The sequence below is a fragment of the Pseudomonas abietaniphila genome, assembly GCF_900100795.1.
GTDB classification, from domain to species: domain Bacteria; phylum Pseudomonadota; class Gammaproteobacteria; order Pseudomonadales; family Pseudomonadaceae; genus Aquipseudomonas; species Aquipseudomonas abietaniphila.
In genome coordinates this window covers 354,162-379,680 of sequence record NZ_FNCO01000005.1, presented here as the reverse complement: position 1 = coordinate 379,680, position 25,519 = coordinate 354,162, and the positions used below count along the sequence as shown (strand labels likewise).

Genomic DNA, 25,519 nt, shown 5'->3' with positions numbered 1-25,519 from the left:
CAATGGCTCTACTGCAGATCGCCGAACCCGGCCAAAGTCCAAAACCTCATCAGCGCCGTCTGGCCGTCGGGATCGATCTCGGCACCACCAACTCGCTGGTGGCTGCGCTGCGCAGCGGCATCAGTGAACCGCTTCCCGATCAGAACGGGCAGGTCATCCTGCCGTCGGCGGTGCGTTACCACGCCGATCGCGTCGAAGTGGGCCAGTCGGCCAAAGACGCTGCCGCCACCGACCCCTTGAACACGATCATTTCGGTCAAGCGCCTGATGGGGCGCGGCATCTCGGACGTCAAGCATCTGGGCGAGCAACTGCCGTACCGCTTCATTGGCGGTGAGTCGCACATGCCGTTCATCGAGACGGTTCAGGGCGCCAAAAGCCCCGTTGAAGTCTCTGCCGATATCCTGAAAGTACTGCGTCAGCGTGCCGAAGCGACGTTGGGTGGCGATCTGGTCGGTGCGGTGATTACCGTGCCTGCCTATTTCGACGATGCTCAGCGTCAGGCGACCAAAGACGCCGCCAAGCTGGCGGGGCTGACGGTCCTGCGTTTGCTCAACGAGCCTACCGCGGCGGCCGTGGCTTATGGTCTGGACCAGAACGCCGAAGGGGTCGTGGCCATCTATGATCTGGGCGGCGGCACCTTTGACATCTCGATTCTTCGCCTGACCGGCGGTGTGTTCGAAGTCATGGCCACCGGCGGCGACAGCGCGTTGGGCGGCGACGATTTCGACCACGCCATCGCGAGCTGGATCATCACTGAGGCCGGTCTTTCCGATGACCTCGATCCTTCGGCGCAGCGCAGTCTGATGCAGACCGCCTGTGCCGCCAAGGAAGCGTTGACAGACACTGATTCGGTCGACGTCGTACACGGTGCGTGGACGGGTGTGCTGACCCGTGCAGCGTTCGAAGCGCTGATTGAACCGATGATCGCCCGCAGCCTCAAGGCCTGCCGTCGCGCGGTGCGTGACAGCGGTATCGAACTGGATGAAGTGGAAGCGGTGGTCATGGTCGGCGGTTCGACCCGTGTGCCTCGTGTTCGCGCAGCCGTTGCCGAGCTGTTTGGTCGTCAGCCGTTGACCGAAATCGACCCTGATCAAGTGGTGGCCATCGGTGCCGCGATCCAGGCCGACACACTGGCGGGTAACAAGCGTGACGGCGGCGAGCTGTTGCTGCTGGACGTGATTCCACTGTCCCTGGGGCTTGAAACCATGGGCGGTCTGATGGAGAAAGTGATCCCGCGTAACACCACGATTCCGGTGGCGCGTGCTCAAGAATTCACCACCTACAAAGACGGCCAGTCGGCCATGATGATTCACGTGCTGCAAGGCGAGCGTGAATTGATCAGCGACTGCCGTTCACTGGCGCGTTTTGACCTGCGCGGCATCCCCGCCATGGTCGCCGGCGCCGCCAAGATTCGTGTCACTTTCCAGGTCGACGCCGACGGTCTGCTCAGCGTGTCCGCTCGGGAACTGGCGTCCGGCGTGGAGTCCAGCATCCAGGTCAAGCCGTCTTACGGTCTGACCGACGGCGAAATCGCTCGCATGCTCAAGGATTCGTTCCAGTATGCCGGCGATGACAAGGTCGCTCGTGTCCTGCGTGAACAGCAGGTCGACGCCCAGCGTCTGATCGAAGCCGTCGAAGGTGCGCTGCAGGCCGATGGCGAGCGCTTGCTCGACGCCGAAGAGCGCATGGTTATCGACATGCAGGTGGACGAACTCCGTGAATTGATGAAGGGCACCGACGGTGCGGCCATCGAGCAGCAGACCAAGCGTCTGTCGCAGGTGACCGATGCCTTCGCAGCCCGCCGCCTGGACTCGACGGTGAAAGCCGCGTTGGCAGGGCGCAACCTGAATGAGATTGAGGAATAACTGATGCCGCAGGTCATTTTTCTGCCACACGCCGAGCATTGCCCGGACGGTATGGTTGTCGAGGCCGAAACCGGCAAGTCGATTCTTGAAGTGGCGCATGACAACCACATCGAAATCGAGAGCGCTTGCGGCGGCGTCTGTGCCTGCACCACCTGTCACTGCATCATTCGCGAGGGTTTCAATTCCCTGGAAGAGGCTGACGAGCTGGAAGAGGACTATCTTGATCGTGCCTGGGGTCTTGAGGCGCAGTCGCGTCTGTCCTGTCAGGCGAAGGTCGGCACTGAAGACCTGACCGTCGAGATCCCGAAATATTCGCTTAACCATGCAGCTGAAGCGCCGCACTGACCGAGGGATTGTCATGAGCTACGGTTGGAATGATGTACAGCGTATCGCTGAGGAATTGTACGAAGCTCATCCCGATACCGATCCGTATTCGGTTGGCTTCGTCAAACTGCAGCAGATGATTCAGCAGTTGCCTGATTTCGACGATACCTCTGGCCGGGTCGGCGAGAAGGTGCTCGAAGCGGTTCAGACCCTCTGGGCCGCCGAAATAGACTGATCATCTTTGCACGTTAGGCAATACACCAGAACCCGCGTATAATTCGCGGGTTTAATTTTTCGCAACAATCACTGTTTCTGGAGTTACACCATGGCTGTTCAACGTACTTTCTCGATCATCAAGCCTGACGCCGTTGCTAAAAACGTAATCGGCGAAATCACCACCCGCTTCGAAAAAGCCGGTCTGCGTGTTGTGGCGTCGAAACTGAAGCAACTGTCCAAGGCCGAAGCAGAAGGTTTCTACGCTGAGCACAGCGCTCGTGGTTTCTTCGGTGATCTGGTTGCTTTCATGATCTCCGGTCCGGTTGTCGTTCAGGTTCTGGAAGGCGAAAACGCCATCGCTCTGAACCGTGAGCTGATGGGCGCTACCAACCCTAAAGAAGCAGCTGCTGGCACTATCCGTGCTGACTTCGCTGATTCCATCGACGCCAACGCTGTTCACGGCTCGGACTCCGAAGCTGCTGCTGCTCGCGAAATCGCTTACTTCTTCGCTGCTACCGAGGTAACCGCTCGCTAAGCTGCTGCTGCGAGTGAGGGTGAATCCATGACTGATACAACTGGCAAAATCAACCTGTTGGGTCTGACCCAGCCGGAAATGGAAAAATTCTTCGAGTCGATCGGGGAGAAACGCTTCCGTGCCGGTCAGGTCATGAAGTGGATTCACCATTTTGGCGTCGATAACTTCGAGGCCATGACGAACGTCGGCAAGGCGCTGCGCGAAAAGCTCGAGCGTCGTGCCGAAATTCGGGGTCCTGAAGTCGTCAGCGAGGACATTTCCACCGACGGTACCCGTAAATGGGTCGTTCGCGTGGCGTCCGGCAGCTGCGTCGAGACCGTCTACATTCCGCAAGGCAAACGCGGCACCCTGTGTGTCTCGTCCCAGGCGGGCTGCGCGCTGGATTGCAGTTTCTGCTCTACCGGCAAGCAAGGCTTCAACAGCAACCTCACCGCCGCCGAAGTAATCGGTCAGGTGTGGATTGCCAACAAATCTTTCGGCAGTGTCCCGGCTACCGTCGACCGTGCCATCACCAACGTGGTGATGATGGGCATGGGTGAGCCATTGCTGAACTTCGACAATGTCATCTCCGCCATGCATCTGATGATGGATGACTTCGGCTATGGCATCTCCAAACGCCGGGTGACCTTGTCCACGTCGGGCGTGGTACCCATGATCGATGAGCTGGCCAAGCACATTGACGTTTCGCTGGCCCTTTCGCTGCACGCGCCGAACGACGCGTTGCGCAACCAGCTGGTGCCGATCAACAAGAAGTATCCCTTGAAGATGCTGCTCGAGTCCTGCCGCAACTACATGTCGGCATTGGGCGAGAAGCGCGTGCTGACCATCGAATACACGCTGCTCAAGGACATCAACGATCGTCCTGAACACGCGGTCGAGATGATCGAGCTGCTCAAGGACACGCCATGCAAGATCAACCTGATCCCGTTCAACCCGTTCCCGCATTCGGGTTACGAGCGTCCCAGCAACAACGCGATCCGCCGTTTCCAGGATCTGCTGCATCAAGCCGGGTATAACGTCACCGTGCGTACCACGCGCGGTGAGGACATCGATGCTGCCTGTGGCCAGTTGGTCGGGCAGGTCATGGACCGCACGCGTCGCAGCGAACGTTATATCGCTGTGCGTGAGCTCAGTGCCGAGACCGACGGGGCTCAGGTCACCGCGGCCCGCACCTGACTGCGAATTTGACTGAGAGGATCTCTATGTCCCTGCGCGTTGCGCTGCTCCTGTGTTTTGCCACGTTGCTGGTAGGTTGTGTGTCCACTGGCAACGTCGATCCGCTGAGTACCGGCAAGGGACGTGAAGAAGCTCGTCATGCCTATGTGCAATTGGGCCTCGGCTATCTGCAGCAGGGTCAGATGGAGCGGGCGAAAGCGCCGCTGAAAAAGGCGCTTGAGCTGGACAGCTCGGACGCCGACGCGAACGCTGCCCTGGGACTCGTCTTTCAAGCCGAGCTCGAACCCGAGCTGGCCAATGAGTATTACACCAAGGCACTGTCCTCACGTCCCAAGGATGCCCGCATTCTCAACAACTACGGTGGCTTTCTTTACGAGCAGAAGCGCTACAAGGAAGCTTATGAGCGCTTTCAGCAGGCCGCCGATGATAATCTCTACGCCGAGCGTGCCAGGGTGTTCGAGAATCTGGGCATGACGTCCCTGATGCTGGGGAATCGTGACGCAGCACTGGAAGAATTCAACAAAGCCTTGAGGCTTGATCGCCAACAACCACGCGCATTGCTCGAAATGGCTGAGATGTCTTACGAAGACAGGCATTATGTGCCGGCGCGTGACTATTACGACCGTTTCAGCCAGCTTAGCGAGCAGAATGCACGTAGTCTGTTGCTGGGCACGCGGTTAGCGAAGGTTTATGACGATCGCAACAAGGCAGCCAGTTATGGCCTGCAACTAAAAAGACTCTATCCCGGTACGCCGGAATATCAGCAATACCTGTCGGAGCAATGATGAAAGCGGCGCATCCCGAAGTTGTAGCAGCCACTCGCAGGAACCCTGGTGAAACGTTGCGCCAGGCTCGCGAGAGCAGAAACTGGTCGCTGCCAGATGTGGCTTTGAGGCTGAACCTCACCGCGACGTCCCTGGGTTATGTGGAGGCGGGCGATTTCGACAAGCTCCCCGGCCATACCTTTGCCCGGGGTTACATTCGTGCCTACGCGAAACTGATGGACCTTGACCAGGCAGCCCTGGTCAACGAGTTCGATCAGTACACCGGCACCGACGGCAAGGGCAGCAACGTACATGCCCTGGGTCGCATCGAAGAGCCTGTGCGCCTGTCCCACAATATCCTGCGCATTGTCAGCTTGTTGCTGCTGATTGCGCTGATCGGTGGGGGGTTTGTCTGGTGGCAGGATCAGGCGACTCTGCGCGGCAAAGAACCAACCAGTCTCGGAATGGAGCACGTCGAAGTCGAAAGTGCTGACGGCACCACCCAGATTCATCCGCTGGACGAGCCGGAAGATCAGGCGGTTACTGAAGCCCAAGGCAGCACGCCAGCGCCGCTGCCGTTGAATAACGCCGAGCCGGCCGCAGCCGTACCGACGACGCCGACCGCACCGACCACCACCGCGCCAGCCACAGGTGCAACGGCGGCCGCGCCTGCGCACGGCACGGCTGCCACGCCTGCTGCTCCCGCGCACACCGCGCCGACGACGCCAGCCACGGCTGCCGTGCCTGCGCCAGCGCCTGCACAAGCACCAGCGACCACTGAGGCAGCGCCGGCGCCTGCCGGTTTCGGTCAGGTGCACATCGCATTCAACGCCGATTGCTGGTTTCAGATCACCGACGGTAACGGCAAGGTGCTGACCAGTGGCCTCAAGCGCTCTGGCGACACCGTCGATGTCAGCGGCAAGCCACCTCTGGCGGTGCGACTGGGCGTGGCCCGTGCTGCACAGGTCAGCTACAACGGTCAGCCGGTCGACGTCGCACCTTTCACTTCGGGCCAGACGGCTCGCATGAAGTTGGGGCAATAAGTCATGCACGGCGAATCTCCGATCAAACGTCGCGAATCTCGTAAAATCTGGGTCGGCTCGGTGCCGGTCGGCGGTGATGCCCCGATCGCGGTACAGAGCATGACCAACAGCGACACGAACGACGTCGCTGCAACCGTCGCTCAGATCAACCGTCTGGAGGCCGCAGGCGTGGACATCGTCCGCATTTCGGTCCCGGACATGGACGCCGCCGAGGCGTTCGGTCGTATCAAACAGCTGGTCAAGGTGCCGCTGGTTGCCGACATCCACTTCGACTACAAGATCGCCCTGCGTGTGGCCGAGCTTGGCGTCGATTGCCTGCGGATCAACCCGGGCAACATTGGCCGTGAAGACCGTGTTCGCGCGGTGGTCGACGCTGCGCGTGATCGCGGCATTCCCATTCGTATCGGCGTCAACGCCGGTTCGCTGGAAAAAGACCTGCAGAAGAAATACGGCGAGCCGACCCCGGCGGCGTTGGTCGAGTCCGCGCTGCGCCATGTCGAGCACCTTGATCGCCTTGATTTCCAGGACTTCAAGGTCAGCGTCAAAGCGTCCGATGTGTTCATGGCCGTTGAAGCCTACCGCCTGTTGGCCAAGCAAATTGTCCAGCCATTGCACCTTGGCATCACCGAAGCCGGTGGATTACGTTCAGGCACAGTGAAATCGGCCGTCGGCCTAGGTATGCTGCTGGCCGAAGGAATCGGCGATACCATTCGTATCTCGCTGGCCGCTGATCCCGTCGAGGAAGTGAAAGTCGGTTACGACATCCTCAAGTCGCTGCACCTGCGTTCCCGTGGCATCAACTTCATCGCCTGTCCGAGCTGCTCGCGGCAGAACTTCGATGTGGTCAAGACCATGAACGAGCTGGAAGGGCGCCTTGAAGATCTGCTGGTCCCGCTCGATGTCGCGGTGATCGGTTGTGTGGTGAACGGTCCGGGCGAAGCCAAGGAAGCCCATATCGGCCTCACTGGCGGTACGCCGAACCTGATCTACATCGATGGCAAGCCGTCGCAAAAGCTGACCAATGACAATCTGGTGGACGAGCTTGAACGCTTGATCCGGGAGAAAGCGGCCGAGAAGGTCCAGGCCGACGCAGCGCTGATCGTTCGCGGCTAACCCAGTTTCCAAGGAATTTTTGTGAGTAAGTCCCTGCAAGCCATTCGTGGCATGAACGACATCCTGCCGGACCAGACGCCACTGTGGCGCTACTTCGAAGGCACCGTATCGCGTCTGCTGGATAACTACGGTTATCGCCAGATTCGCATGCCGATCGTCGAGTTCACCGAGCTGTTCAAGCGCTCTATCGGCGAAGTCACCGACATCGTCGAGAAAGAGATGTACACCTTCGCCGACCGTAACGGCGACTCGCTGACCCTGCGCCCTGAAGGCACGGCGGCGTGCGTCCGTGCGGTGCTCGAGCACGGCATCACCGGCGGCGGCCAGGTGCAGAAGCTCTGGTACATCGGCCCGATGTTCCGCCACGAGCGTCCACAGAAAGGCCGTTATCGCCAGTTCCACCAGATTGGCTGTGAAGTGTTCAACCTTGACGGTCCGGACATCGACGCCGAGCTGATCGTGCTGACCTGGCGCCTGTGGGGCCTGCTGGGCATCCGCAACGCGGTCAAGCTCGAACTCAACAGCCTTGGCACCAGCGAAGCGCGTGGACGCTACCGCGAAGCGCTGGTCGAGTACCTCTCGGCCCGCCTCGAGCAGCTGGACGAAGACAGCCAGCGCCGTCTGAAAACCAACCCGCTGCGCGTGCTCGACACCAAACACCCTGAAACCCAGGCTGTGCTGGTCGATGCGCCGAAGTTGGCGGACTATCTGGACGAAGAGTCGCGGGTTCACTTCGAAGGCCTCAAGGCGCGTCTCGACGCGGCAGGCATTCCTTATGTGATCAACCCGAAGCTGGTCCGTGGGCTGGATTACTACAGCAAGACCGTTTTCGAATGGGTCACCGATCAACTGGGTGCTCAGGGCACCGTCTGCGCGGGCGGTCGTTACGACGGCCTGGTCGAGCAGATGGGCGGCAAGCCGACCACCGGCGTTGGTTTCGCCATGGGCATCGAACGCCTGGTGCTGCTGCTGGAAACCCTGGAGCAGATCCCGGAAGAGATTTCGCGCACCATCGACGTGTACGTCTGTGCCTTTGGCGAAGCCGCAGAGTTGGCCGCGCTGGCATTGTCGGAGCGTCTGCGTGATCAGGCGCCGAACCTGCGTCTGCAGGTCAACGCCGGAGCTGGCAGCTTCAAGAGCCAGTTCAAGAAAGCCGACAAGAGCGGCGCGCTGTATGCGCTGATCCTGGGCGATGAAGAGCTGGCCCGCAAGGAAGTGGGCGTCAAGCCTCTGCGCGGTCAGGGCGAACAACAAAATATTGCCTGGGATGCTCTTTCCGAGCACCTGGCCACCTGCATCGTGCAGGGTTGAAGCTGATAAACAGCCGAATTAGATAGGAGTATTGGGGTGTCGAGTACCGATGATGAACAGCTGGCGGCGGTAAAAGACTGGTGGCAGCGTAACGGCAAGCCCCTGGTCACCGGCGGTCTGCTCGCGGTGATCGTTGTGTTGGGCTGGCAAGCCTGGCACCGCTATCAGAACAACCAGGCACAAGGTGCTTCGGCCCTGTATCAACAGTTGCTGGAAACAGCCTTGACCCCAAGTGGTCAGGCCGATGCCGGTCGTGTCGCGGAGATCGCCGGCAAGCTGAAAAGCGAATTCGGTGGCACCCCGTACGCACAGTACGGCAGCCTGTTCGTGGCCAAGGTCGCGGTCGAAACCGGCAAGCTGGACGATGCTGCAAGCGAATTGAAAGCGGTGAATGACAAGCCAGCCAACCCGACACTGGGTGAAATCGCCCGTCAGCGTCTGGCTCGCGTGCTCGCGGCACAGAACAAGGCAGAAGACGCGCTGAAGCTGCTCGACGGTCAGGTCGACAAGGCATTCGCGGCCAGTCGTGAAGAGCTGCGCGGTGATCTGCTGGTTCAGCTGGGTCGTACCGACGATGCTTATGCTGCATACAAAAAGGCCAAGGCTGCGCTGTCCGAGGAAGCGGCAGTGGGTGGCTTGCAAATGAAGCTCGACGATCTGGCGAAAGGGGATGCGTGACGTGATTCGTTGGAAACATGCAGCATTGCTGGCTCTGGCCGTTTTGGCCGCGGGTTGCAGCAGCAACACCAAAAAGGAATTGCCTCCGGCCGAGCTGACCGACTTCAAAGAAGAAGTGGTCCTGCAAAAGTTGTGGAGCCGTTCGGTCGGTGACGGCCAGGGCGACATCTACAACATGCTGGTTCCGGCCATCGACGGCGAGAACATCTACGCTGCTGATGCCAACGGTCTGGTCATGGCGATCAACCGTAGCAACGGCGACGTGGTCTGGAAGAAAGAGCTCGAGCAGCCTGTTTCCGGCGCTGTCGGCGTGGGTTCCGGCATGGTCATGCTCGGCACCCTGCGCGGTGAGGTGATCGTCCTCGACGAAGCCACCGGCGAGCAGAAGTGGAAAGCCAAGGCGACCAGCGAAGTGTTGTCTTCGCCGGCCACCAACGGTGACGTTGTGGTCGCTCAGACCCAGGACGACAAGGTCATTGGTTACGATGCCGTGACCGGTGATCAGCGCTGGATCTACGAAAGCAGTCCTGCGGTTCTGACCCTGCGCGGCACCGGTGCTCCGATTGTCACCAACCAGCTGGCGATTGCAGGCCTGTCGACCGGTAAGGTTGTGGCACTGGACATCAGCAATGGCGTGCCAGTCTGGGAGCAGCGTGTAGCGATTCCACAAGGTCGTTCCGAACTGGACCGCGTGGTCGACATCGATGGCGGCCTGCTGTTGTCCGGCTCGACCCTGTACGTCGCGACCTATCAGGGCCGTGTCGCGGGTCTGGAGCTGCAGAGCGGCCGTGTGCTGTGGCAGCGTGATGCATCGAGCTACTCGGGCGTTGCCCAGGGCTTTGGCAGCGTCTACGTTTCCCTGGCCAACGGCACGGTTGAAGGCGTCGATGAGCGTTCTTCCACCGCGCTGTGGAGCAACGACTCGCTGGCTCGCCGCCAGTTGGGTTCGCCGGAAGTGTTCTCCAGCTACGTAGCGGTGGGCGACATGGAAGGTTACCTGCACCTGCTGAGTCAGGTTGACGGTCACTTCGTCGGCCGTGAAAAGATCGACAGCGACGGCCTGCGTGCACGCCCGCTGGTGTCGGGCAACACCATTTACGTCTTCGGCAACAGCGGCAAGCTGGAAGCCCTGACGATCAAGTAGTGGCTGTCTATGCTTGAGGAGGCCAGCCAACCGGCTTTCCTCGGGCAGCCCCGCTCTGACGGGGCTTGCGGCACTTCGGGTGCCGCTCCGAACTCCGGCCGCTGCCTTGCAGCGGCTTTTGTATTTTCTGAAATAACGAAGTGGAGAGCCGCATGGTTCCCGTAATCGCCCTGGTGGGTCGACCGAACGTCGGCAAGTCCACCTTGTTCAACCGCCTGACCAGGACTCGCGACGCCATCGTCGGCGACTTGTCCGGTCTGACCCGTGATCGCCAATACGGTGAGGCCAAGTGGCAAGGGCGTACCTACATCCTGATCGACACCGGCGGTATTTCCGGTGATGAGCACGGCATGGACGAAAAGATGGCCGAGCAGTCGCTGCTGGCCATCGAAGAAGCCGATGTCGTTTTGTTCCTGGTGGACGCCAAGGCTGGCTTCACCGCCGCCGACCAGATGATTGGCGAGCACCTGCGCAAGCGCAACAAGACCTCGTACGTGGTCGCCAACAAGGTCGACAACATCGACCCTGACATGGCCCGCGCCGAGTTCGCGCCACTGGGCATGGGCGACGCGATTCCGGTTGCCGGTGCACACGGTCGCGGCATCACGCAGATGCTGGAAATCGCCTTGAGCGAATTCCCGAAAGACGCGGACGAAGTGGAAGAGGGTGAAGAAGAGGACGTTGCTGAAGGCGAAGAAGCCAAGCGCATCCCGGGCCCGAGCGAGAAAGACGGTATCAAGATCGCGATCATCGGCCGTCCGAACGTGGGCAAGTCGACGCTCGTCAACCGCATGCTCGGCGAAGACCGCGTCATCGTCTACGACCAGCCCGGCACCACGCGTGACAGCATCTACATCCCGTTCGAGCGCAACGACGAGAAGTACACGCTGATCGACACCGCCGGTGTGCGCAAGCGCGGCAAGATCCACGAGGAAGTCGAAAAGTTTTCGGTGGTGAAAACCCTGCAGGCGATCAAAGACGCCAACGTGGTGATCTTCGTCATGGACGCCCGCGAAGGCGTGGTGGACCACGACCTGAACCTGCTGGGCTTCGCGCTTGAAGCGGGCCGTGCACTGGTCATCGCGTTGAACAAATGGGACGGCATGGTCCCGAGCGAACGCGACTACGTGAAGACCGAGCTGGAACGCCGGTTGTTCTTCGTCGACTTCGCCGACATCCACTTCATCTCGGCGCTGCACGGCACGGGCGTGGGTAACCTCTACCAGTCGGTTCAGAACTCGTTCAAATCTGCCGTGACCCGCTGGCCGACCAGCCGCCTGACGCAGATTCTCGAAGATGCCGTCAGCGAGCACGCGCCACCGATGGTTGCCAGCCGTCGAATCAAGCTGCGTTATGCCCACTTGGGCGGCGCCAACCCGCCGATCATCGTGATCCACGGTAACCAGGTCGACAAGGTACCGAAGTCTTACGTTCGCTACCTCGAAAACACCTACCGTCGGGTGCTCAAGCTGGTGGGTACGCCGATCCGCATCGAGTTCAAAGGTGGCGAGAACCCGTACGAAGGCAACAAGAACACGCTGACCGACCGTCAGGTCAACAAGAAGCGTCGCTTGATGTCGCACCACAAGAAGGCCAACAAGAAGCGCAAGGACAAGCGCTGATTTTGTAATGGTCTTTCTTCGAAAAAGGCGCCTTTGGCGCCTTTTTTTGTGTTCGCCGGATGGGCTATCCTGCGAGTCCCCGTGCCGTTCTGGAGCCGGGTGTGGAGCAGGAAAACCCTATGATCACCAGCAAATTGCCGAACGTTGGCACCACCATCTTTACCGTGATGTCCCAGCTTGCAGCCGAAACCGGGGCGATCAATCTTTCTCAGGGTTTTCCCGATTTCGATGGGCCCGACGCACTGCGTGAGGCCCTCTGCCGTCACACCATGGACGGCCACAACCAATATGCACCGATGACCGGCCTGCCGGCATTGCGGGAGCAGGTGGCCGCCAAGATCGCCCGATCCTATGGGCGTCAGGTCGACATGAATACCGAGGTCACGATCACCCCGGGCGCGACCCACGCGATTTTCTGTGCGATTCAGACCGTGGTACGCGCGGGCGATGAAGTGATCGTTTTCGATCCGAGTTACGACAGTTACGAGCCCTCGGTGGAGCTTGCGGGCGGTCGTTGTGTGCACGTGCAACTCAAGGACGGTGATTTCTCCATCGACTGGGAAAAGCTCAATGCCGCGCTGAGCCCTCGCACCCGCATGATCATTATCAACACGCCACACAACCCCAGTGGTGCGTTGATTACCCGTGACGAGCTTGACCAGTTGGCGGCCCTGATCCGGGATCGCGACATCTATCTGGTCAGCGATGAAGTCTATGAGCACCTGGTGTTCGACGGCGTGAAGCATGCCAGCGTGCTTGCCCATGAAGAGCTGTATCAGCGCGCCTTCGTGGTCAGCTCCTTCGGCAAGACCTACCACGTCACGGGCTGGAAAACCGGTTATCTGGTCGCGCCACCTGCGCTGACCGCCGAAATGCGCAAGGTCCACCAGTTTGTAGGGTTCTGTGGTGTGACGCCTCTGCAGTGGGCCTTGGCCGACTACATGGCGCAATGTCCTGAACATGTAGAAGAGCTTCCCGCGTTCTATCAAGCCAAACGGGACTTCTTCTGTGATCAACTGGAGTCGTCGCGTTTCACCTTCACGCGAGCCGCAGGGACCTATTTCCAACTGGTCGATTACTCGCAGATCCGCCCGGACCTGAACGACGTCGAGATGTCTCTGTGGATGACCCGAGAGCATGGCGTCGCGAGTATTCCGATCTCCGTGTTCTATCAGAGTCCGCCTGAAGGCCAGCGCATCATCCGGCTGTGCTTTCCCAAGCGAGAGGAGACGTTGCGTCAGGCAGCGGAAAAACTATGCGCGATCTGAGCGATCTGCCGAACCTGAACATCGCCCTGGTACAGACCACGTTGGTCTGGCACGACTGCAAAGCCAACCACGCGCATTTCGAGGATTTGCTGGATCAGGCGCAGGGTGCCGATCTGGTGATTCTGCCGGAGATGTTCACCACCGGCTTCTCGATGGAGTCCGAAGCACTCGCCGAGCCCGAAAACGGCGTGACGTCCAAGTGGCTGCTGGCGCAGGCCAAGCGCATCAATGCTGTCGTGACCGGAAGCGTCATCGTGCGGTCGGCCGATGGCAGTCATCGCAATCGCCTGTTATGGGCGCGGCCTGACGGCGAGCTCCTGCACTACGACAAGCGCCACCTCTTCCGCATGGCGGGTGAGCATGAGCATTACAGTCCGGGTGAGCGCCAGGTGCAGTTCGAACTCAAAGGCTGGCGGATTCGTCCGCTGATTTGCTACGACCTGCGGTTCCCGGTCTGGAGCAGAGACGCGCGCGACACCGACTTGCTGTTGTACACCGCCAACTGGCCGGGGGCCCGCCGTCAACACTGGAACCGTCTGTTGCCCGCTCGGGCCATCGAGAACCTGTGTTACGTGGCGGCAGTGAACCGCATCGGCACCGACGGCAAAGGCTTTGCCTACACCGGCGACAGTCAGGTGCTGGATTTTCAGGGCGAGAGTCTGTTGAACATCGGCGAGGCGGACGGTGTTTTCCACGTCAGCCTGTCTGCCGAAAGCCTGGCGGCGTACCGGCAGAAATTCCCGGCATATCTCGACGCTGATACATTCGAGATACACTAAGTTCATAGAGTTTGAGGGGGGCTCGGTCGATAGCGTTGTACCAAAACAGGAGATCGGTATGACCACCATCAACGCGTCCTCACTCACTTCGTACTCCAGCACCTTCACCGTCGCCGTCAAGAAAGACACCACGACCGCGACGGCCGACAGCGACGACACGTCGACCACGGCTGCTTCGACCTCGGCCTCGGGCGGTGCAGGCGGTGCACCGGCTGCAGGCGGCGCCAGCGGCAGCTCGGACTCATCCAGCGAAAGCGAGCAGGCGATCGAGAAGCTTGAGCAGCAGATCAAAGAAACCGAGAAACGCTTGCAGGAGCAAGAACAGCAACTGGCTGCGGCTCAGGCGAGCAAAGGCTCCGACGAAGAAAAATCCCAGCGCGTGATGGCCATTCAAGGCCAGATTTCGACGACCACCGCCAGCCTGGCCACTCAAGAAGCGGCGCTGGTGCAACTGCAGAAGTCCGGCAGCATCAACACCACCGCCTGACACGTTGACGAGAAGCGCTCCACGGTTGACGCCGTGGGGCGCTTCTGTGCGCGCATGAAAGACGAACTTCAGTTCTGTGTAAGCCGGCCGATACAAAGTGCACTAAACAGGAGTTTGATCATGACCACTATCAACACCAGTTCGTTGAGTGCTTACTCCAGCGTGTTCACGGCTGGCTTCAAGAATGATGAGTCCACCCAAAGCGATGCCACGACCGCCAGCGTGAATCTGCGCGGCAATGTGTATCAATCGCCAGGCGCTTCCAAGTCCGGCGAGGCGGAGAGCGGCGGTACGCCGCAAGAGCAGGCCATCAAGCAGTTGCAGGAGCAGATCAAGCAGACCCAGAAGATCCTCCAGCAACAGCAGCAGCAATTGGCCGTCGCTCAGAACAGCAAGGCGCCTGATCAAGAGAAGGCCACGCAGGTGCTGGCCATCCAACAGCAGATTTCCGGCACGATGGCGCAACTGAGCGCGCAGCAGGCCGCGCTGCTGGAATTGATGAAAGGCACAGTCAAAACCACCGCGTGATCTAATCGGCGCGAACAAAAAAAGGCCCTGAAGTCTGCACTTCAGGGCCTTTTTTGTAGCGCGTATATAACGGTTATCTGAGCGGTTGTTTCGGCTCTGCGGGAGCGAACTCATTCGCGAGAGGCCAGTCCAGTCGACGAATCTGTATCGTCTTGAACACCGCATCGCGAATGAATTCGCACACAAGGGGCAAAATCGGGCTTCAGATCACGCGGCTTTCGCAGCGTCCTCCGCTTGGGACAATGCACGGTTCAGTGCGCTGAACAGGGCTTTGAAGCTGGCGGTGGTGATGTTTTCATCGATGCCCACGCCGTGTACCGCACGCTCGCCGTTCACACGCAGTTCGATGTAGGCAGCGGCCTTGGCGGTGGTGCCTGCGCCGATGGCGTGCTCGTTGTAGTCCATGATCTCTGCGCTGACTGGCAAGCCGGCCACCAGTGCTTCCAGCGCACCGTTGCCCTTACCGCGCCAGTGCAGGTTGGTCTCGCTGTCGCTTTTGCCGGTGACTTCGACTTCCACTGCGCTGTGGCCGTTTTCTTCCTGCAGACGATGGCTCACCAATGCATAAGGTTTGTTGGCTTGCAGGTATTCGCGCTTGAACAGCGAGTAGATCTGCTCAGCGCTCATTTCCAGGCCCAGACGGTCGGTTTCGCCTTGTACCACCTGGCTGAATTCGATCTGCATGCGACGTGGCAGGGAGATGCCGTATTCCTGTTCCAACAGGTAGGTAATACCGCCTTTGCCGGACTGGCTGTTGACCCGAATCACCGCCTCGTAGCTGCGGCCAATGTCGGCCGGGTCGATGGGCAGGTAAGGGACTTCCCACAGTGTGCCTTCCTTCTGCTGGGCAAAACCTTTGCGGATGGCGTCCTGGTGGGAGCCGGAGAACGCGGTGTGGACCAGGTCGCCGACATACGGATGACGCGGGTGAACCGGAATCTGGTTGCACTCCTCCACGACCTTGCGCACGCCGTCGATGTCGGAGAAGTCCAGCTGCGGGTTCAGGCCTTGGGTGTACATGTTCAGCGCGACCGTTACCAGGTCGACGTTACCGGTACGTTCGCCGTTGCCGAACAGGCAGCCTTCGACGCGATCTGCACCGGCCATCAGGCCCAGTTCGGTCGCTGCCACGCCAGTGCCACGATCGTTGTGGGTGTGCAGGCTGATGATCACGCTGTCACGACGGCTGATGTTGCGGCAGAACCACTCGATCTGGTCGGCATAGATATTCGGGGTGGCGACTTCCACGGTGGCCGGCAGGTTGAGGATCACCTTGTTCTGTGGCGTGGCGTTCCACACTTCGATCACCGCGTCACAGACTTCCTTGGCGAAATCCAGCTCGGTGGCGCTGAAGGTTTCAGGCGAGTACTCGAACTGCCACTGGGTTTGCGGCTGCTGTGCGGCGTATTTGACGAACAGCTTGGCGGCATTGACCGCAATGGCCTTGATCCCATCTTTATCCTGATTGAAGACGATACGACGGAAGGACGGGGAGGTGGCGTTGTACAGGTGGACGATGGCTTTCTTGGCGCCGCGCAGGGATTCGAAGGTGCGCTCGATCAGGTCCTCACGACCCTGGGTCAGCACCTGAATGGTGGTGTCATCCGGGATGTGGCCGTCTTCGATCAGCGTACGCACGAAGTCGAAGTCGGTCTGGGACGCCGCCGGGAACGAGGCTTCGATTTCTTTCACACCGACTTGTACCAGCGTCTTCCAGAAACGCAGCTTCTTGACCGAATCCATTGGCTCGATCAGCGACTGGTTACCGTCACGCAGGTCGGAACTGCACCAGATCGGCACCTCGGTAATGGTCTTGGAAGGCCAGGTGCGGTCAGGCAGGTCGATGACTGGAAACGCACGGTACTTCTGCGAGGGATCTTTGAGCATGGTCATGGGAACAGTCCTTTATTTGTACTCAGGGCCGAGAGAAGTCGGCCAGCCGATAAATGCGAGGTGTAGCGTCGAGGCACCGCGATTTAGCCTGGCAGTCGTGCACTGACGAGACTGAGGCAGCGATGTTGACGCAGCAGAATGAGGGTTTGAGAGGCTTTCATGTGCTCAACCGTAACCAATGGGGTGAAAGGTGGCAAGCAGTTGAAAAAAATTGGGAGAAGTTTTCGATAGCCCGAAGCTCATGAGATTTATCGGCTGGATATCTTGGTTTTTTGCGATTTTATTGCCCGGCTGTTTCAGTCTGCGCAACTCGGCCAATGGTAGGAGCGCGCTTGCCCGCGATTGCATTTTGTCGGCCAGTACTCGGCTGACTTGACGTATCGCAATCGCGGGCAATCGTGCTCCTACAGGGTTCAGACCAGCAAATCCCTGGGCCTACGGCTGAAACGCATTGATAAAAATCGCCGGGTCCACGCGCGCATCGTTCAGGCTGACGTTCCAGTGCATGTGCGGGCCCGTTGCGCGACCGGTCGAACCGACGCGACCTACCACGCCGCCCCGAGGTACGGCATCGCCGACTTTCACGTCGATTTTCGACATGTGGCAGAACATGCTGATGAAGCCCTGCCCGTGATCGACGAACACCGTGTTGCCGTTGAAGAAGTAATTGCCGATCAGGATGACCTTGCCCGCAGCGGGTGACTTGATCGGTGTACCTGCAGGGACGGCGAAATCCAGACCCGCATGCGGGTTGCGCTCCTCACCGTTGAAGAAACGGCGCACGCCGAACTTGCTCGACAGCGGGCCGTCGACCGGTTTGTCAAGCAACAGGTTGCTCGGCGTGCCCGGCGTGAAGCTTCGGTAGGCGCGCACTTGCACGTCCAGTTCCTGTTCGATGCGCTTGAGGTCATCCGGGTTTGGATTGACCTGACGCTTGTTCTTCAGGGTGATGTGCTGCTCGGGGTATTTCTTGCTGGCGACGACAAACGGCAAAGAGCGACCCCCGCTGTTCACCTGCTGGGACGTGCCGGGCTTGATCGTCAGGGGGATGCCGACAATGGCCAGCCAGCGGGCGTCCTGATCCTTGACCACGAGCACCGGCTTGCCCTGCCAGGTTGCTTTTGGCGCCTGAGCGGCCGGACCGAGATCAACCACCGCCACGCCACCGGGCACGGGCTTGTTCAGCAGGCGAGAAATGTAGCTGTCGGCGTGAGCGGGCAGCGTCACGCAGAGGGCCAGCGCGACGCCAGCCAGGGAACGGGAGATCAAGGGCAGCATCGGTCAATCCAGAAGAGAAAGGGTGACGGGCGTCAGGTGGTTGTCTTCAACGCGCACGTGCAGTTCGCCTTCGGCCAGTTTCGCGGTGAGGCGCTGGCCGGTGTGAGTCTGTTCGGCGGTCCGGATCGCCTTGCCACGCTCGTCCAGCAGAATGCTGTAACCGCGTCCCAGCGTCGCCAATGGGCTCACCACGTTGAGTGTCTGCACCTGCGTTTGCAGCTGCAGGTGGCGGGTCTTGAGGTTTTCCCTGATCGCACGCGGCAGCCGTTCGGCCAGTACCTCCAGTCGCTGGCGCAGGAACGCCAGCGTGCGTCCTGGATGTTGCGCGGCCAGACGGCTTTCCAGGTGGCTCATGCGCACCTGACGTTTGTGCATCTGCTGCTCGAAGGCACGACGCATGCGCATGTCCAGATCGTCCAGGCGTTGAGCGCGCTGGCGCAGACGTTCACCCGGATGACGCAAGCGCCGTGAGATGCCGTCCAGGCGCAGTCGCTCGCGCATCAGGCGATCCTGCATACGGCTGATCAACCGCCGTTGCAGGCTGTCGACGCGACGGTGCAGGTCGCTGGAATCGGGTGCCAAGAGTTCTGCCGCAGCGGAGGGTGTGGGCGCGCGAACGTCGGCGACGAAGTCACTGATGGACACGTCGGTTTCGTGACCGACCGCGCTGACGATCGGCGTCACGCACGCGTCGATGGCGCGGGCGACGGCTTCTTCGTTGAAGCACCACAAATCTTCCAGCGAGCCGCCGCCACGGGCGAGGATCAAGGCGTCGAAGCCGCGAGCGTCGGCCAGTTTCAGCGCACGAACGATCTGGTTGATGGCTTCGCGGCCCTGGACGGCGGTGGGAATCAGTGTCAGTTCCACCTGCGGCGCGCGACGGCGAAACACGCTAATGATGTCGCGAATCACGGCGCCGGTCGGCGAACTGATGATGCCGATCCGTTGAGGGTGCAAGGGCAGGGCGACTTTGCGCTCGGCGCCGAACAGTCCTTCCGCGCTGAGTTTTTCTTTCAGTGCATCAAACGCCAGCCTCAGGGCACCGTCACCTGCGGGTTCGACAGTGTCGAGGATCAACTGATAGTCGCCGCGACCTTCAAACAGCGAAACCTTGCCCCGCACCTTCACCGCCAGTCCGTCTTTCAGCGCCTGGCGCACGCGCGCGGCGTTGCTGCGGAACAACGCGCAACGCACTTGGGCGCCTGTGTCCTTGAGCGTGAAGTACACGTGACCGGACGCCGGGCGCGACAGGTTGGAAATCTCCCCCTCGACCCAGATGCTGGCGAAAACATCCTCCAGCAGCACGCGCGCGCGGCCGTTGAGCTGGCTGACAGTGAGGACTTCCCGGTCAAGGCCGAGTCTTGCGAAGGGGTCTTTGATCATGCCGCGCATGATAAAGGCATTAGCTGGCGATGTCGTGTATCAGCGGCCGCCGCGGACCCTGTAGGAGCAGTCGGAGGTTACGACGGCCGCGAATGCGGTATGTCAGACACCCCTTGATTCACAGGCTCAACACAATCGCGAGCACGCCCGCTCCTACAGTATGCTGTGCCGACTTTACCCGCTACGGAAATACAATGCTCACCACCCTCACCGAGTTGTCGGGTGCTTTCACTCAGTTGGGGTTGAGCCCGACCGACTGGCTGTTTATAGAGACCGGCGTTATCGCCGCCTATCTGGTGTTCGCCATCGCCGGTTTCGGAACTGCACTGGTGGCGGGCCCCGTCCTGATTCACTTCATGCCGTTGTCGCGAATCATCCCGCTGCTGGTGATGCTGGATTTCCTTGCCGCGTTTAGTCATCTACTGCCGTCCCGGCAATCGGTGGTGCGCGCCGAGTTGCTGCGCATGGTGCCGTGCATGGCGGTGGGTTGTACGCTCGGTGTGCTGTTCTTGCTCAACCTCAAGTCTGACGTGCTGCTGCTACTAATGGGCTTGTTTCTGATCGGTTATTCGGTTTACAGCCTTGCCGTGAAGGTGCGCCCAACCCAGCTGTCGGCAGGCTGGTCGATTCCGATGGGCACCGTGGGTGGGTTGTTCGGTGCGTTGTTTGGTAGTGGCGGCTTTTTATATGCGATCTACCTCAACGGCCGCCTGACCGACAAGACACAGGCCCGCGCCACGCAAAACGCGCTGATCAGTTGCAGCACCGTCGTGCGCCTGAGCCTGTTCGTCATCACAGGCGTGTACGCGCAAGTCTCCCTGCTCTTGCTTGCAGTGTGCCTGCTGCCGGCGATGATCATCGGCTCGTGGATCGGTCGGCGTCTGGTCATGCGCCTGTCGCGGGAGATGTTCGTGCGCCTGGTCACCTGGATGGTGCTGCTCAGCGGGATGACGCTCATCGGTCGTTATCTTGCCGGTTGAGGCAGCCATACTTGACGTCATCACCGGTGGTATTAAGCTGCCGCCCCCGATCAAACGTCAGACAGGCCCGTCATGAACACCCAAAGCATCATCGTCCCGCAAATCTCCAGCTTTCCTGCGCATGAAGCGAAGGCGCGGGCGATCCTGCGCTGGCTGGTGAAGCTGGATGTGGTGGAAGAGTCGCTGACCACCTGCGGGCGCAGTTTCAATCGCATGGCCTACGCCATCGCACCCGGCGCGCGGCGTTTTGTCGAAAACCCGGATGCATTGCCCTACGGTCAGGCGGTGAATGGCCTGGAAATCGTCCTCAAGCGCTGCATCTATACCCCGCAGCAGGGTTTCAAGGAGGAGGCCGGTTGCCCTGAGTGTCGGCGGGAGATCGGTGAAGCGCTGTTCGACAGTCTGGAGGAATGGATGCCGGGCCACACCGACAACTTCATCTGCCCGGAATGCCGCCATGAAGACGACATCAACGGCTTTCTGTTCTTGGACCCGTGCGGCTTTTCCAACCTGGGCTTCATTTTCAATGACTGGCTGGACGCCGGCTTCAAGGCGAGCTTTCTGGAAGAATTCGCCGAACGTCTGGATCGTCCGGTTTCCTTCGTCAAAGTTCGCCTATGAATGCAGAAATTGGTGATAGAGCGGGTCGATCATTCTGATTATTAAATAGACTGATCTTTACATTGAGCAAGAGCAGGTGTCTGGGTATAATGGCGCGCTTCCATTTTCCCGCTCGGGAGCCCAGCGATGCTGCGTATCAGCCAAGAAGCCCTTACATTCGACGACATTCTCCTTGTGCCCGGTTATTCCGAGGTGCTTCCCAACGAAGTCAGTCTGAAAACCCGATTGACCCGTGGCATCGAACTGAACATCCCCCTTGTTTCCGCCGCTATGGACACCGTCACTGAAGCCCGTCTGGCGATCGCCATGGCTCAGGAAGGCGGCATCGGCATCATCCACAAGAACATGACCGTCGAGCAGCAAGCTGCCGAAGTGCGCAAGGTCAAGAAGTTCGAAGCGGGTGTGGTCAAGGACCCGATCACCATCGAGGCGGATGCCACCGTTCGTGATCTGTTCGAGCTGACCCGTCAACACAACATTTCCGGTGTACCGGTCCTGCACGACGGCGAGCTCGTCGGCATCGTGACCTCTCGTGACGTACGCTTTGAAAACCGGATGGACATCCCTGTTCGTGAAGTGATGACGCCCAAAGAGCGTCTGGTTACTGTTCGCGAAGGCGCCGACAAATACGAAGTCCGCGACCTGCTGCACAAGCACCGCCTGGAAAAAGTCCTGATCGTCGACGACAAGTTCGCGCTCAAGGGCATGATGACCGTCAAGGACATCGAGAAATCCAAAGCCTACCCACTGGCCAGCAAGGACGATCAAGGTCGTCTGCGCGTTGGCGCTGCAGTCGGCACCGGTAAAGACACCGGCGAGCGCGTCAGCGCCCTGGTCGCCGCCGGCGTTGACGTCATCGTCGTCGACACCGCCCACGGTCACTCCAAAGGCGTGATCGACCGCGTTCGCTGGGTCAAGCAGAACTTCCCGGACGTCCAGGTCATCGGCGGCAACATCGCCACCGGCGCTGCTGCACGTGCACTGGTCGAAGCGGGCGCTGACGGCGTCAAGGTCGGCATCGGTCCTGGCTCCATCTGCACCACGCGTATCGTAGCCGGCGTTGGCGTTCCGCAAATCAGCGCCATCGCCAACGTTGCCTCGGCGCTCGAAGGCACCGACGTTCCCCTGATCGCCGACGGCGGCATCCGCTTCTCCGGTGACCTGTCCAAGGCCATCGTGGCCGGTGCCTACTGCGTGATGATGGGTTCGATGTTCGCCGGTACCGAAGAAGCGCCGGGCGAAATCGAACTGTTCCAGGGTCGTTCCTACAAGGCGTACCGTGGCATGGGTTCGCTGGGTGCAATGTCCCAGGCGCAAGGCTCTTCGGACCGCTACTTCCAGGACTCATCGGAAGGTGCAGAGAAGCTGGTGCCGGAAGGTATCGAAGGTCGCGTGGCCTACAAGGGTTCGCTGACTGCCATCGTTCACCAACTGATGGGCGGCCTGCGTTCTTCCATGGGGTACACCGGCAGCGCCGACATTCAGGAAATGCGCACCAAGCCTGAATTCGTCCGCATCACCGGCGCCGGCATGGCCGAGTCTCACGTTCACGACGTGCAGATCACCAAGGAAGCGCCGAACTATCGCGTAGGTTGATCTGAAATGCGCCTGATAAACCGGGCGCGTTTCAAGAATTGTGTAGCGGGGCTGTTCATTACAGCCCCGTCTTGTTTCTGATTTTCGACGAGAATGACTCATGGCCCTCGACATTCACGCCCACCGTATCCTGATCCTCGACTTCGGTTCCCAGTACACCCAGCTGATCGCCCGCCGCGTGCGTGAGATCGGTGTGTATTGCGAACTGCACCCGTTCGACATGGACGACGAAGCGATTCGCGAATTCGCTCCAAAAGGCATCATCCTCGCCGGTGGCCCCGAGTCCGTGCACGAAGCCAACAGCCCGCGCTGCCCGCAAGCTGTGTTTGACCTGGGCGTTCCGGTCTTTGGTATCTGCTACGGCATGCAGACCATGGCTGAACAACTGGGTGGCAAGGTCGAAGGTTCCGAACTGCGTGAATTCGGTTACGCCCGTGTCGACGTCGTCGGCAAGAGCCGCCTGCTCGACGGCATCGAAGATCACATCGACGCTGACGGCCTGTTCGGTCTAGACGTGTGGATGAGCCACGGTGACAAGGTCACCAAGATGCCGTCCGAATTCCACATCCTGGCCAGCACCCCGAGCTGCCCGATCGCCGGCATGGCCGACGACGCCCGTGGCTACTACGGCGTGCAGTTCCACCCGGAAGTGACCCACACCAAGCAGGGCGGTCGCATCCTGTCGCGCTTCATCCTCGACATCTGCGGCTGCGAAGCGCTGTGGACCCCTTCCAAGATCGCTGAAGACGCCATCGCTCAGGTCCGCGCGCAAGTCGGCACCGACAACGTCCTGCTGGGTCTGTCCGGCGGTGTTGACTCGTCCGTCGTAGCAGCGCTGCTGCACAAGGCGATTGGCGATCAACTGACCTGCGTCTTCGTCGACAACGGTTTGCTGCGCCTGCACGAAGGTGAGCAAGTGATGGCCATGTTCGCCGAGAACATGGGCGTCAAGGTGATCCGCGCCAATGCTGAAGAGCAGTTCCTCAACAACCTGGAAGGCGAAGCCGACCCAGAGAAGAAGCGCAAGATCATCGGCCGTACCTTCATCGACGTGTTCGATGCCGAGTCGAGCAAGCTGGATAACATCAAGTACCTGGCTCAGGGCACCATCTACCCTGACGTGATCGAGTCCGCTGGCGCCAAGAGCGGCAAGGCTCACGTGATCAAGTCGCACCACAACGTGGGCGGCCTGCCGGAAGAAATGAACCTGAAACTGGTCGAGCCACTGCGCGAACTGTTCAAGGACGAAGTCCGTCGTCTGGGCCTGGAACTCGGCCTGCCGTACGACATGGTCTACCGCCACCCGTTCCCGGGCCCGGGCCTGGGCGTGCGCATCCTCGGCGAAGTGAAGAAGGAATACGCCGACCTGCTGCGTCGCGCTGACCACATCTTCATCGAAGAACTGCGCAAAGCCGACTGGTACCACAAAGTCAGCCAGGCCTTCGTCGTCTTCCAGCCGGTCAAATCCGTCGGCGTGGTCGGTGACGGCCGTCGTTACGCCTGGGTCGTCGCCCTGCGTGCCGTAGAAACCATCGACTTCATGACCGCACGTTGGGCACACCTGCCTTACGAACTGCTGGAAACCGTCAGCGGCCGCATCATCAACGAAATCGAAGGCATCTCCCGCGTCACCTACGACGTGTCGAGCAAGCCGCCAGCGACGATTGAGTGGGAATGATTCGGCGTCCGGCATTGTCCGGAACGATCTAGCAAGAAATGCCCTGGAGCCCGCTTAATTGCGGGCTTTTGGTTTTTTGAGCTGGGAGATTTCGGCGGTTTTGTGCCTTGAGTTTCCCGCGTGCGGTGGGGGGCAGGTCGGAAAATAATGTTTACCTAAATTGACTTTATGAAATTTAAAGTTAACAGAATCGAGCTTTATCCTTATTTGAGGGTAGATTAATAGGTGCTATCGTAGACCTTAAGTTATTTAACGCTCATTTGAGTGAGTCTTATGAATGATTTTTTCCCCGTCGTCTGTGCTGACAGGCTCAGCAAAATCGGGCTTCTCGTTAAAGCCAGACGCCTTGCATTAGGCGTGCGCCAATCCGACATCAAGGTCACCCTCGGTGTGTCAGCGCACACGCTCCGCAAGATTGAGGGGGGCTCGGAGCTCGTTGATCTTCGATCGTTCATGTTGGTGTTGTGGAAATTGGGAATCACGGACACGGTTTTCGCTTCCCTGGAAGGCGTGGAAAAGACGTCCGAAATCACCCGCTTCACCGACGAAGGTGAACCACACCACAGCATTGCAAAAAAGAGGGTGCGACTGCCTAAGCCCAAGCCCGAGGATTTCTGATGTCGCGCGCTTACATCTATATGGAGCATCCCGACATTGACCACGCGGCACGAGTGATGCAGCACCTCAATGATTGACTGAAGGCTCTCTCGAGTCTTCAGCCCTTTCTGAAGCAACAAAGCCGGATGCAACCTCGTCGAGGCCCATCCGGCTTAGTCGTTTCTGATCAACCAAAAATGTGTCTGGAAATCAGCTGTGAGATTTCGATGATCGATGTCTTGCCTGTGAATTCGAATTTCACTTTGCCCAGGGCGGAGAAATAAATTTCGAGCTCTGAGTCGAGGTCAAACGTGCCAGAGGTCTCGACCGAGTAGGCCACGATGTTTTTGTAGGGGAGGGAGGTGAAGTCTTTCTTGCTTCCGGTGATGCCCTGCACGTTCACCGCGATGATGCGCTTGTTGGTGAAGACCACGCCGTCGCGCATGGATTTGTAAGCGTCAACGACGGTTTCGCCCTCCAGCAGCAACGCCGTGACGCGCTCGGCGTATTCGTTGTTTTGCTTGAGTTTGAAAAAGCCTTTGTTGTTGAAGTCGATCATCCTTGGAACATCCTGTGAGGTGGGCATCCATCCAGCGCTGCGCTGAGCGGGTCAGGGCGATTCTGGCGCAGGCGGGCCTCT

Annotated in this window: 25 protein-coding genes; 21 read left to right on the top strand and 4 right to left on the bottom strand. The window is 59.7% G+C overall.

Annotated features, from left to right (window positions below; genetic code table 11):
* Positions 1-2 precede the first annotated feature (2 nt).
* The 16 genes from hscA (at position 3) to BLS87_RS12655 (ending at position 14,853) form a co-directional block, all read left to right on the top strand.
* Positions 3-1,865 carry a Fe-S protein assembly chaperone HscA gene (hscA, locus tag BLS87_RS12730; protein ID WP_074752838.1) on the top strand — a complete coding sequence of 621 codons (1,863 nt, stop codon included), beginning with the start codon at positions 3-5 and terminating at the stop codon, positions 1,863-1,865.
* Between the two features lie 3 nt (positions 1,866-1,868).
* Entirely contained in the window at positions 1,869-2,210 is a 342-nt protein-coding gene (fdx, locus tag BLS87_RS12725) for an ISC system 2Fe-2S type ferredoxin (RefSeq protein ID WP_062383494.1), read from the top strand.
* A 13-nt stretch (positions 2,211-2,223) separates the two neighbouring features.
* Positions 2,224-2,424, top strand: coding sequence for a Fe-S cluster assembly protein IscX (iscX, locus tag BLS87_RS12720; protein ID WP_074752837.1), 201 nt, complete (start codon positions 2,224-2,226; stop codon positions 2,422-2,424).
* Positions 2,425-2,514: 90 nt separating this feature from the next.
* Positions 2,515-2,940, top strand: a complete 426-nt coding sequence (gene ndk, locus BLS87_RS12715) for a nucleoside-diphosphate kinase (protein ID WP_074752836.1) — start codon at positions 2,515-2,517, stop codon at positions 2,938-2,940.
* Between the two features lie 27 nt (positions 2,941-2,967).
* On the top strand, positions 2,968-4,116 hold the full coding sequence (gene rlmN / locus BLS87_RS12710) for a dual-specificity RNA methyltransferase RlmN (protein WP_074752835.1): 1,149 nt from the start codon (positions 2,968-2,970) through the stop codon (positions 4,114-4,116).
* A gap of 26 nt (positions 4,117-4,142) precedes the next feature.
* Positions 4,143-4,901 (top strand): type IV pilus biogenesis/stability protein PilW, encoded by a 759-nt coding sequence (gene pilW, locus BLS87_RS12705; RefSeq protein WP_074752834.1) that lies wholly within the window; start codon positions 4,143-4,145, stop codon positions 4,899-4,901.
* Entirely contained in the window at positions 4,901-5,923 is a 1,023-nt protein-coding gene (locus BLS87_RS12700) for a RodZ domain-containing protein (RefSeq protein WP_074752833.1), read from the top strand. The genes pilW and BLS87_RS12700 overlap by 1 nt, the downstream gene beginning before the upstream one ends.
* A 3-nt stretch (positions 5,924-5,926) precedes the next feature.
* Entirely contained in the window at positions 5,927-7,036 is a 1,110-nt protein-coding gene (gene ispG, locus BLS87_RS12695) for a flavodoxin-dependent (E)-4-hydroxy-3-methylbut-2-enyl-diphosphate synthase (RefSeq protein ID WP_074752832.1), read from the top strand.
* Between the two features lie 21 nt (positions 7,037-7,057).
* The gene (hisS, locus tag BLS87_RS12690) at positions 7,058-8,347 is read left to right on the top strand and encodes a histidine--tRNA ligase (protein WP_074752831.1); all 1,290 of its coding nucleotides are present in this window, start codon (positions 7,058-7,060) and stop codon (positions 8,345-8,347) included.
* A gap of 36 nt (positions 8,348-8,383) precedes the next feature.
* Complete coding sequence (locus tag BLS87_RS12685) at positions 8,384-9,025, top strand: YfgM family protein (protein ID WP_074752830.1); 642 nt, start codon at positions 8,384-8,386, stop codon at positions 9,023-9,025.
* Positions 9,018-10,169: an outer membrane protein assembly factor BamB gene (gene bamB / locus BLS87_RS12680; RefSeq protein ID WP_074752829.1), complete on the top strand. Its 1,152-nt coding sequence runs from the start codon at positions 9,018-9,020 to the stop codon at positions 10,167-10,169. Before BLS87_RS12685 ends, bamB begins: the two co-directional genes overlap by 8 nt.
* A 152-nt stretch (positions 10,170-10,321) precedes the next feature.
* Positions 10,322-11,791: a ribosome biogenesis GTPase Der gene (gene der / locus BLS87_RS12675; RefSeq protein ID WP_074752828.1), complete on the top strand. Its 1,470-nt coding sequence runs from the start codon at positions 10,322-10,324 to the stop codon at positions 11,789-11,791.
* 119 nt (positions 11,792-11,910) lie between these two features.
* Positions 11,911-13,059 carry a pyridoxal phosphate-dependent aminotransferase gene (locus BLS87_RS12670; RefSeq protein WP_074752827.1) on the top strand — a complete coding sequence of 383 codons (1,149 nt, stop codon included), beginning with the start codon at positions 11,911-11,913 and terminating at the stop codon, positions 13,057-13,059.
* Positions 13,047-13,838 (top strand): amidohydrolase, encoded by a 792-nt coding sequence (locus tag BLS87_RS12665; protein WP_074752826.1) that lies wholly within the window; start codon positions 13,047-13,049, stop codon positions 13,836-13,838. Before BLS87_RS12670 ends, BLS87_RS12665 begins: the two co-directional genes overlap by 13 nt.
* 58 nt (positions 13,839-13,896) lie before the next feature.
* Entirely contained in the window at positions 13,897-14,325 is a 429-nt protein-coding gene (locus BLS87_RS12660) for a hypothetical protein (protein ID WP_074752825.1), read from the top strand.
* A 120-nt stretch (positions 14,326-14,445) separates the two neighbouring features.
* Positions 14,446-14,853 carry a hypothetical protein gene (locus BLS87_RS12655; protein WP_074752824.1) on the top strand — a complete coding sequence of 136 codons (408 nt, stop codon included), beginning with the start codon at positions 14,446-14,448 and terminating at the stop codon, positions 14,851-14,853.
* 207 nt (positions 14,854-15,060) lie between these two features.
* Here the strand turns inward: BLS87_RS12655 and leuA are convergent, their stop codons facing one another.
* From leuA to xseA, 3 genes are all read right to left on the bottom strand, one after another.
* Positions 15,061-16,746 (bottom strand): 2-isopropylmalate synthase, encoded by a 1,686-nt coding sequence (gene leuA / locus BLS87_RS12650; RefSeq protein ID WP_074752823.1) that lies wholly within the window; start codon positions 16,744-16,746, stop codon positions 15,061-15,063.
* A 435-nt stretch (positions 16,747-17,181) separates the two neighbouring features.
* Positions 17,182-18,024, bottom strand: a complete 843-nt coding sequence (locus BLS87_RS12640; protein ID WP_425262218.1) for a M23 family metallopeptidase — start codon at positions 18,022-18,024, stop codon at positions 17,182-17,184.
* A 3-nt stretch (positions 18,025-18,027) separates the two neighbouring features.
* Complete coding sequence (xseA, locus tag BLS87_RS12635; RefSeq protein ID WP_074752872.1) at positions 18,028-19,407, bottom strand: exodeoxyribonuclease VII large subunit; 1,380 nt, start codon at positions 19,405-19,407, stop codon at positions 18,028-18,030.
* A 194-nt stretch (positions 19,408-19,601) separates the two neighbouring features.
* Here xseA and BLS87_RS12630 point away from each other — a divergent pair, with 194 nt between their 5' ends.
* The 5 genes from BLS87_RS12630 (at position 19,602) to BLS87_RS12610 (ending at position 24,900) form a co-directional block, all read left to right on the top strand.
* The gene (locus BLS87_RS12630; protein ID WP_074752821.1) at positions 19,602-20,387 is read left to right on the top strand and encodes a sulfite exporter TauE/SafE family protein; all 786 of its coding nucleotides are present in this window, start codon (positions 19,602-19,604) and stop codon (positions 20,385-20,387) included.
* Between the two features lie 72 nt (positions 20,388-20,459).
* Positions 20,460-21,008, top strand: coding sequence for a sugar ABC transporter ATPase (locus tag BLS87_RS12625; protein ID WP_074752820.1), 549 nt, complete (start codon positions 20,460-20,462; stop codon positions 21,006-21,008).
* Between the two features lie 126 nt (positions 21,009-21,134).
* Complete coding sequence (gene guaB, locus BLS87_RS12620; protein WP_074752819.1) at positions 21,135-22,604, top strand: IMP dehydrogenase; 1,470 nt, start codon at positions 21,135-21,137, stop codon at positions 22,602-22,604.
* Between the two features lie 100 nt (positions 22,605-22,704).
* Positions 22,705-24,282, top strand: coding sequence for a glutamine-hydrolyzing GMP synthase (gene guaA / locus BLS87_RS12615; RefSeq protein ID WP_074752818.1), 1,578 nt, complete (start codon positions 22,705-22,707; stop codon positions 24,280-24,282).
* 273 nt (positions 24,283-24,555) lie between these two features.
* Positions 24,556-24,900 carry a helix-turn-helix domain-containing protein gene (locus BLS87_RS12610; protein WP_074752817.1) on the top strand — a complete coding sequence of 115 codons (345 nt, stop codon included), beginning with the start codon at positions 24,556-24,558 and terminating at the stop codon, positions 24,898-24,900.
* Between the two features lie 166 nt (positions 24,901-25,066).
* On the opposite strand, the gene BLS87_RS12605 is transcribed toward BLS87_RS12610, so the two are convergent.
* Entirely contained in the window at positions 25,067-25,438 is a 372-nt protein-coding gene (locus BLS87_RS12605; RefSeq protein WP_074752816.1) for a PH domain-containing protein, read from the bottom strand.
* Positions 25,439-25,519: the final 81 nt, after the last annotated feature.

Excerpts from the sequence above, each read along its gene's own strand:
- BLS87_RS12660 (WP_074752825.1), top strand. The coding sequence starts at position 13,897 with ATGACCACCATCAACGCGTCCTCACTCACTTCGTACTCCAGCACCTTC.
- der (WP_074752828.1), top strand. The coding sequence starts at position 10,322 with ATGGTTCCCGTAATCGCCCTGGTGGGTCGACCGAACGTCGGCAAGTCC.
- hscA (WP_074752838.1), top strand. The coding sequence starts at position 3 with ATGGCTCTACTGCAGATCGCCGAACCCGGCCAAAGTCCAAAACCTCAT.
- BLS87_RS12640 (WP_425262218.1), bottom strand. The coding sequence starts at position 18,024 with ATGCTGCCCTTGATCTCCCGTTCCCTGGCTGGCGTCGCGCTGGCCCTC.
- BLS87_RS12625 (WP_074752820.1), top strand. The coding sequence starts at position 20,460 with ATGAACACCCAAAGCATCATCGTCCCGCAAATCTCCAGCTTTCCTGCG.
- iscX (WP_074752837.1), top strand. The coding sequence starts at position 2,224 with ATGAGCTACGGTTGGAATGATGTACAGCGTATCGCTGAGGAATTGTAC.
- BLS87_RS12605 (WP_074752816.1), bottom strand. The coding sequence starts at position 25,438 with ATGATCGACTTCAACAACAAAGGCTTTTTCAAACTCAAGCAAAACAAC.
- bamB (WP_074752829.1), top strand. The coding sequence starts at position 9,018 with ATGCGTGACGTGATTCGTTGGAAACATGCAGCATTGCTGGCTCTGGCC.
- fdx (WP_062383494.1), top strand. The coding sequence starts at position 1,869 with ATGCCGCAGGTCATTTTTCTGCCACACGCCGAGCATTGCCCGGACGGT.
- BLS87_RS12655 (WP_074752824.1), top strand. The coding sequence starts at position 14,446 with ATGACCACTATCAACACCAGTTCGTTGAGTGCTTACTCCAGCGTGTTC.
- leuA (WP_074752823.1), bottom strand. The coding sequence starts at position 16,746 with ATGACCATGCTCAAAGATCCCTCGCAGAAGTACCGTGCGTTTCCAGTC.
- BLS87_RS12700 (WP_074752833.1), top strand. The coding sequence starts at position 4,901 with ATGAAAGCGGCGCATCCCGAAGTTGTAGCAGCCACTCGCAGGAACCCT.
- xseA (WP_074752872.1), bottom strand. The coding sequence starts at position 19,407 with ATGATCAAAGACCCCTTCGCAAGACTCGGCCTTGACCGGGAAGTCCTC.
- BLS87_RS12630 (WP_074752821.1), top strand. The coding sequence starts at position 19,602 with ATGCTCACCACCCTCACCGAGTTGTCGGGTGCTTTCACTCAGTTGGGG.
- guaB (WP_074752819.1), top strand. The coding sequence starts at position 21,135 with ATGCTGCGTATCAGCCAAGAAGCCCTTACATTCGACGACATTCTCCTT.
- rlmN (WP_074752835.1), top strand. The coding sequence starts at position 2,968 with ATGACTGATACAACTGGCAAAATCAACCTGTTGGGTCTGACCCAGCCG.
- pilW (WP_074752834.1), top strand. The coding sequence starts at position 4,143 with ATGTCCCTGCGCGTTGCGCTGCTCCTGTGTTTTGCCACGTTGCTGGTA.
- BLS87_RS12665 (WP_074752826.1), top strand. The coding sequence starts at position 13,047 with ATGCGCGATCTGAGCGATCTGCCGAACCTGAACATCGCCCTGGTACAG.
- guaA (WP_074752818.1), top strand. The coding sequence starts at position 22,705 with ATGGCCCTCGACATTCACGCCCACCGTATCCTGATCCTCGACTTCGGT.
- BLS87_RS12670 (WP_074752827.1), top strand. The coding sequence starts at position 11,911 with ATGATCACCAGCAAATTGCCGAACGTTGGCACCACCATCTTTACCGTG.
- BLS87_RS12610 (WP_074752817.1), top strand. The coding sequence starts at position 24,556 with ATGAATGATTTTTTCCCCGTCGTCTGTGCTGACAGGCTCAGCAAAATC.
- ispG (WP_074752832.1), top strand. The coding sequence starts at position 5,927 with ATGCACGGCGAATCTCCGATCAAACGTCGCGAATCTCGTAAAATCTGG.
- ndk (WP_074752836.1), top strand. The coding sequence starts at position 2,515 with ATGGCTGTTCAACGTACTTTCTCGATCATCAAGCCTGACGCCGTTGCT.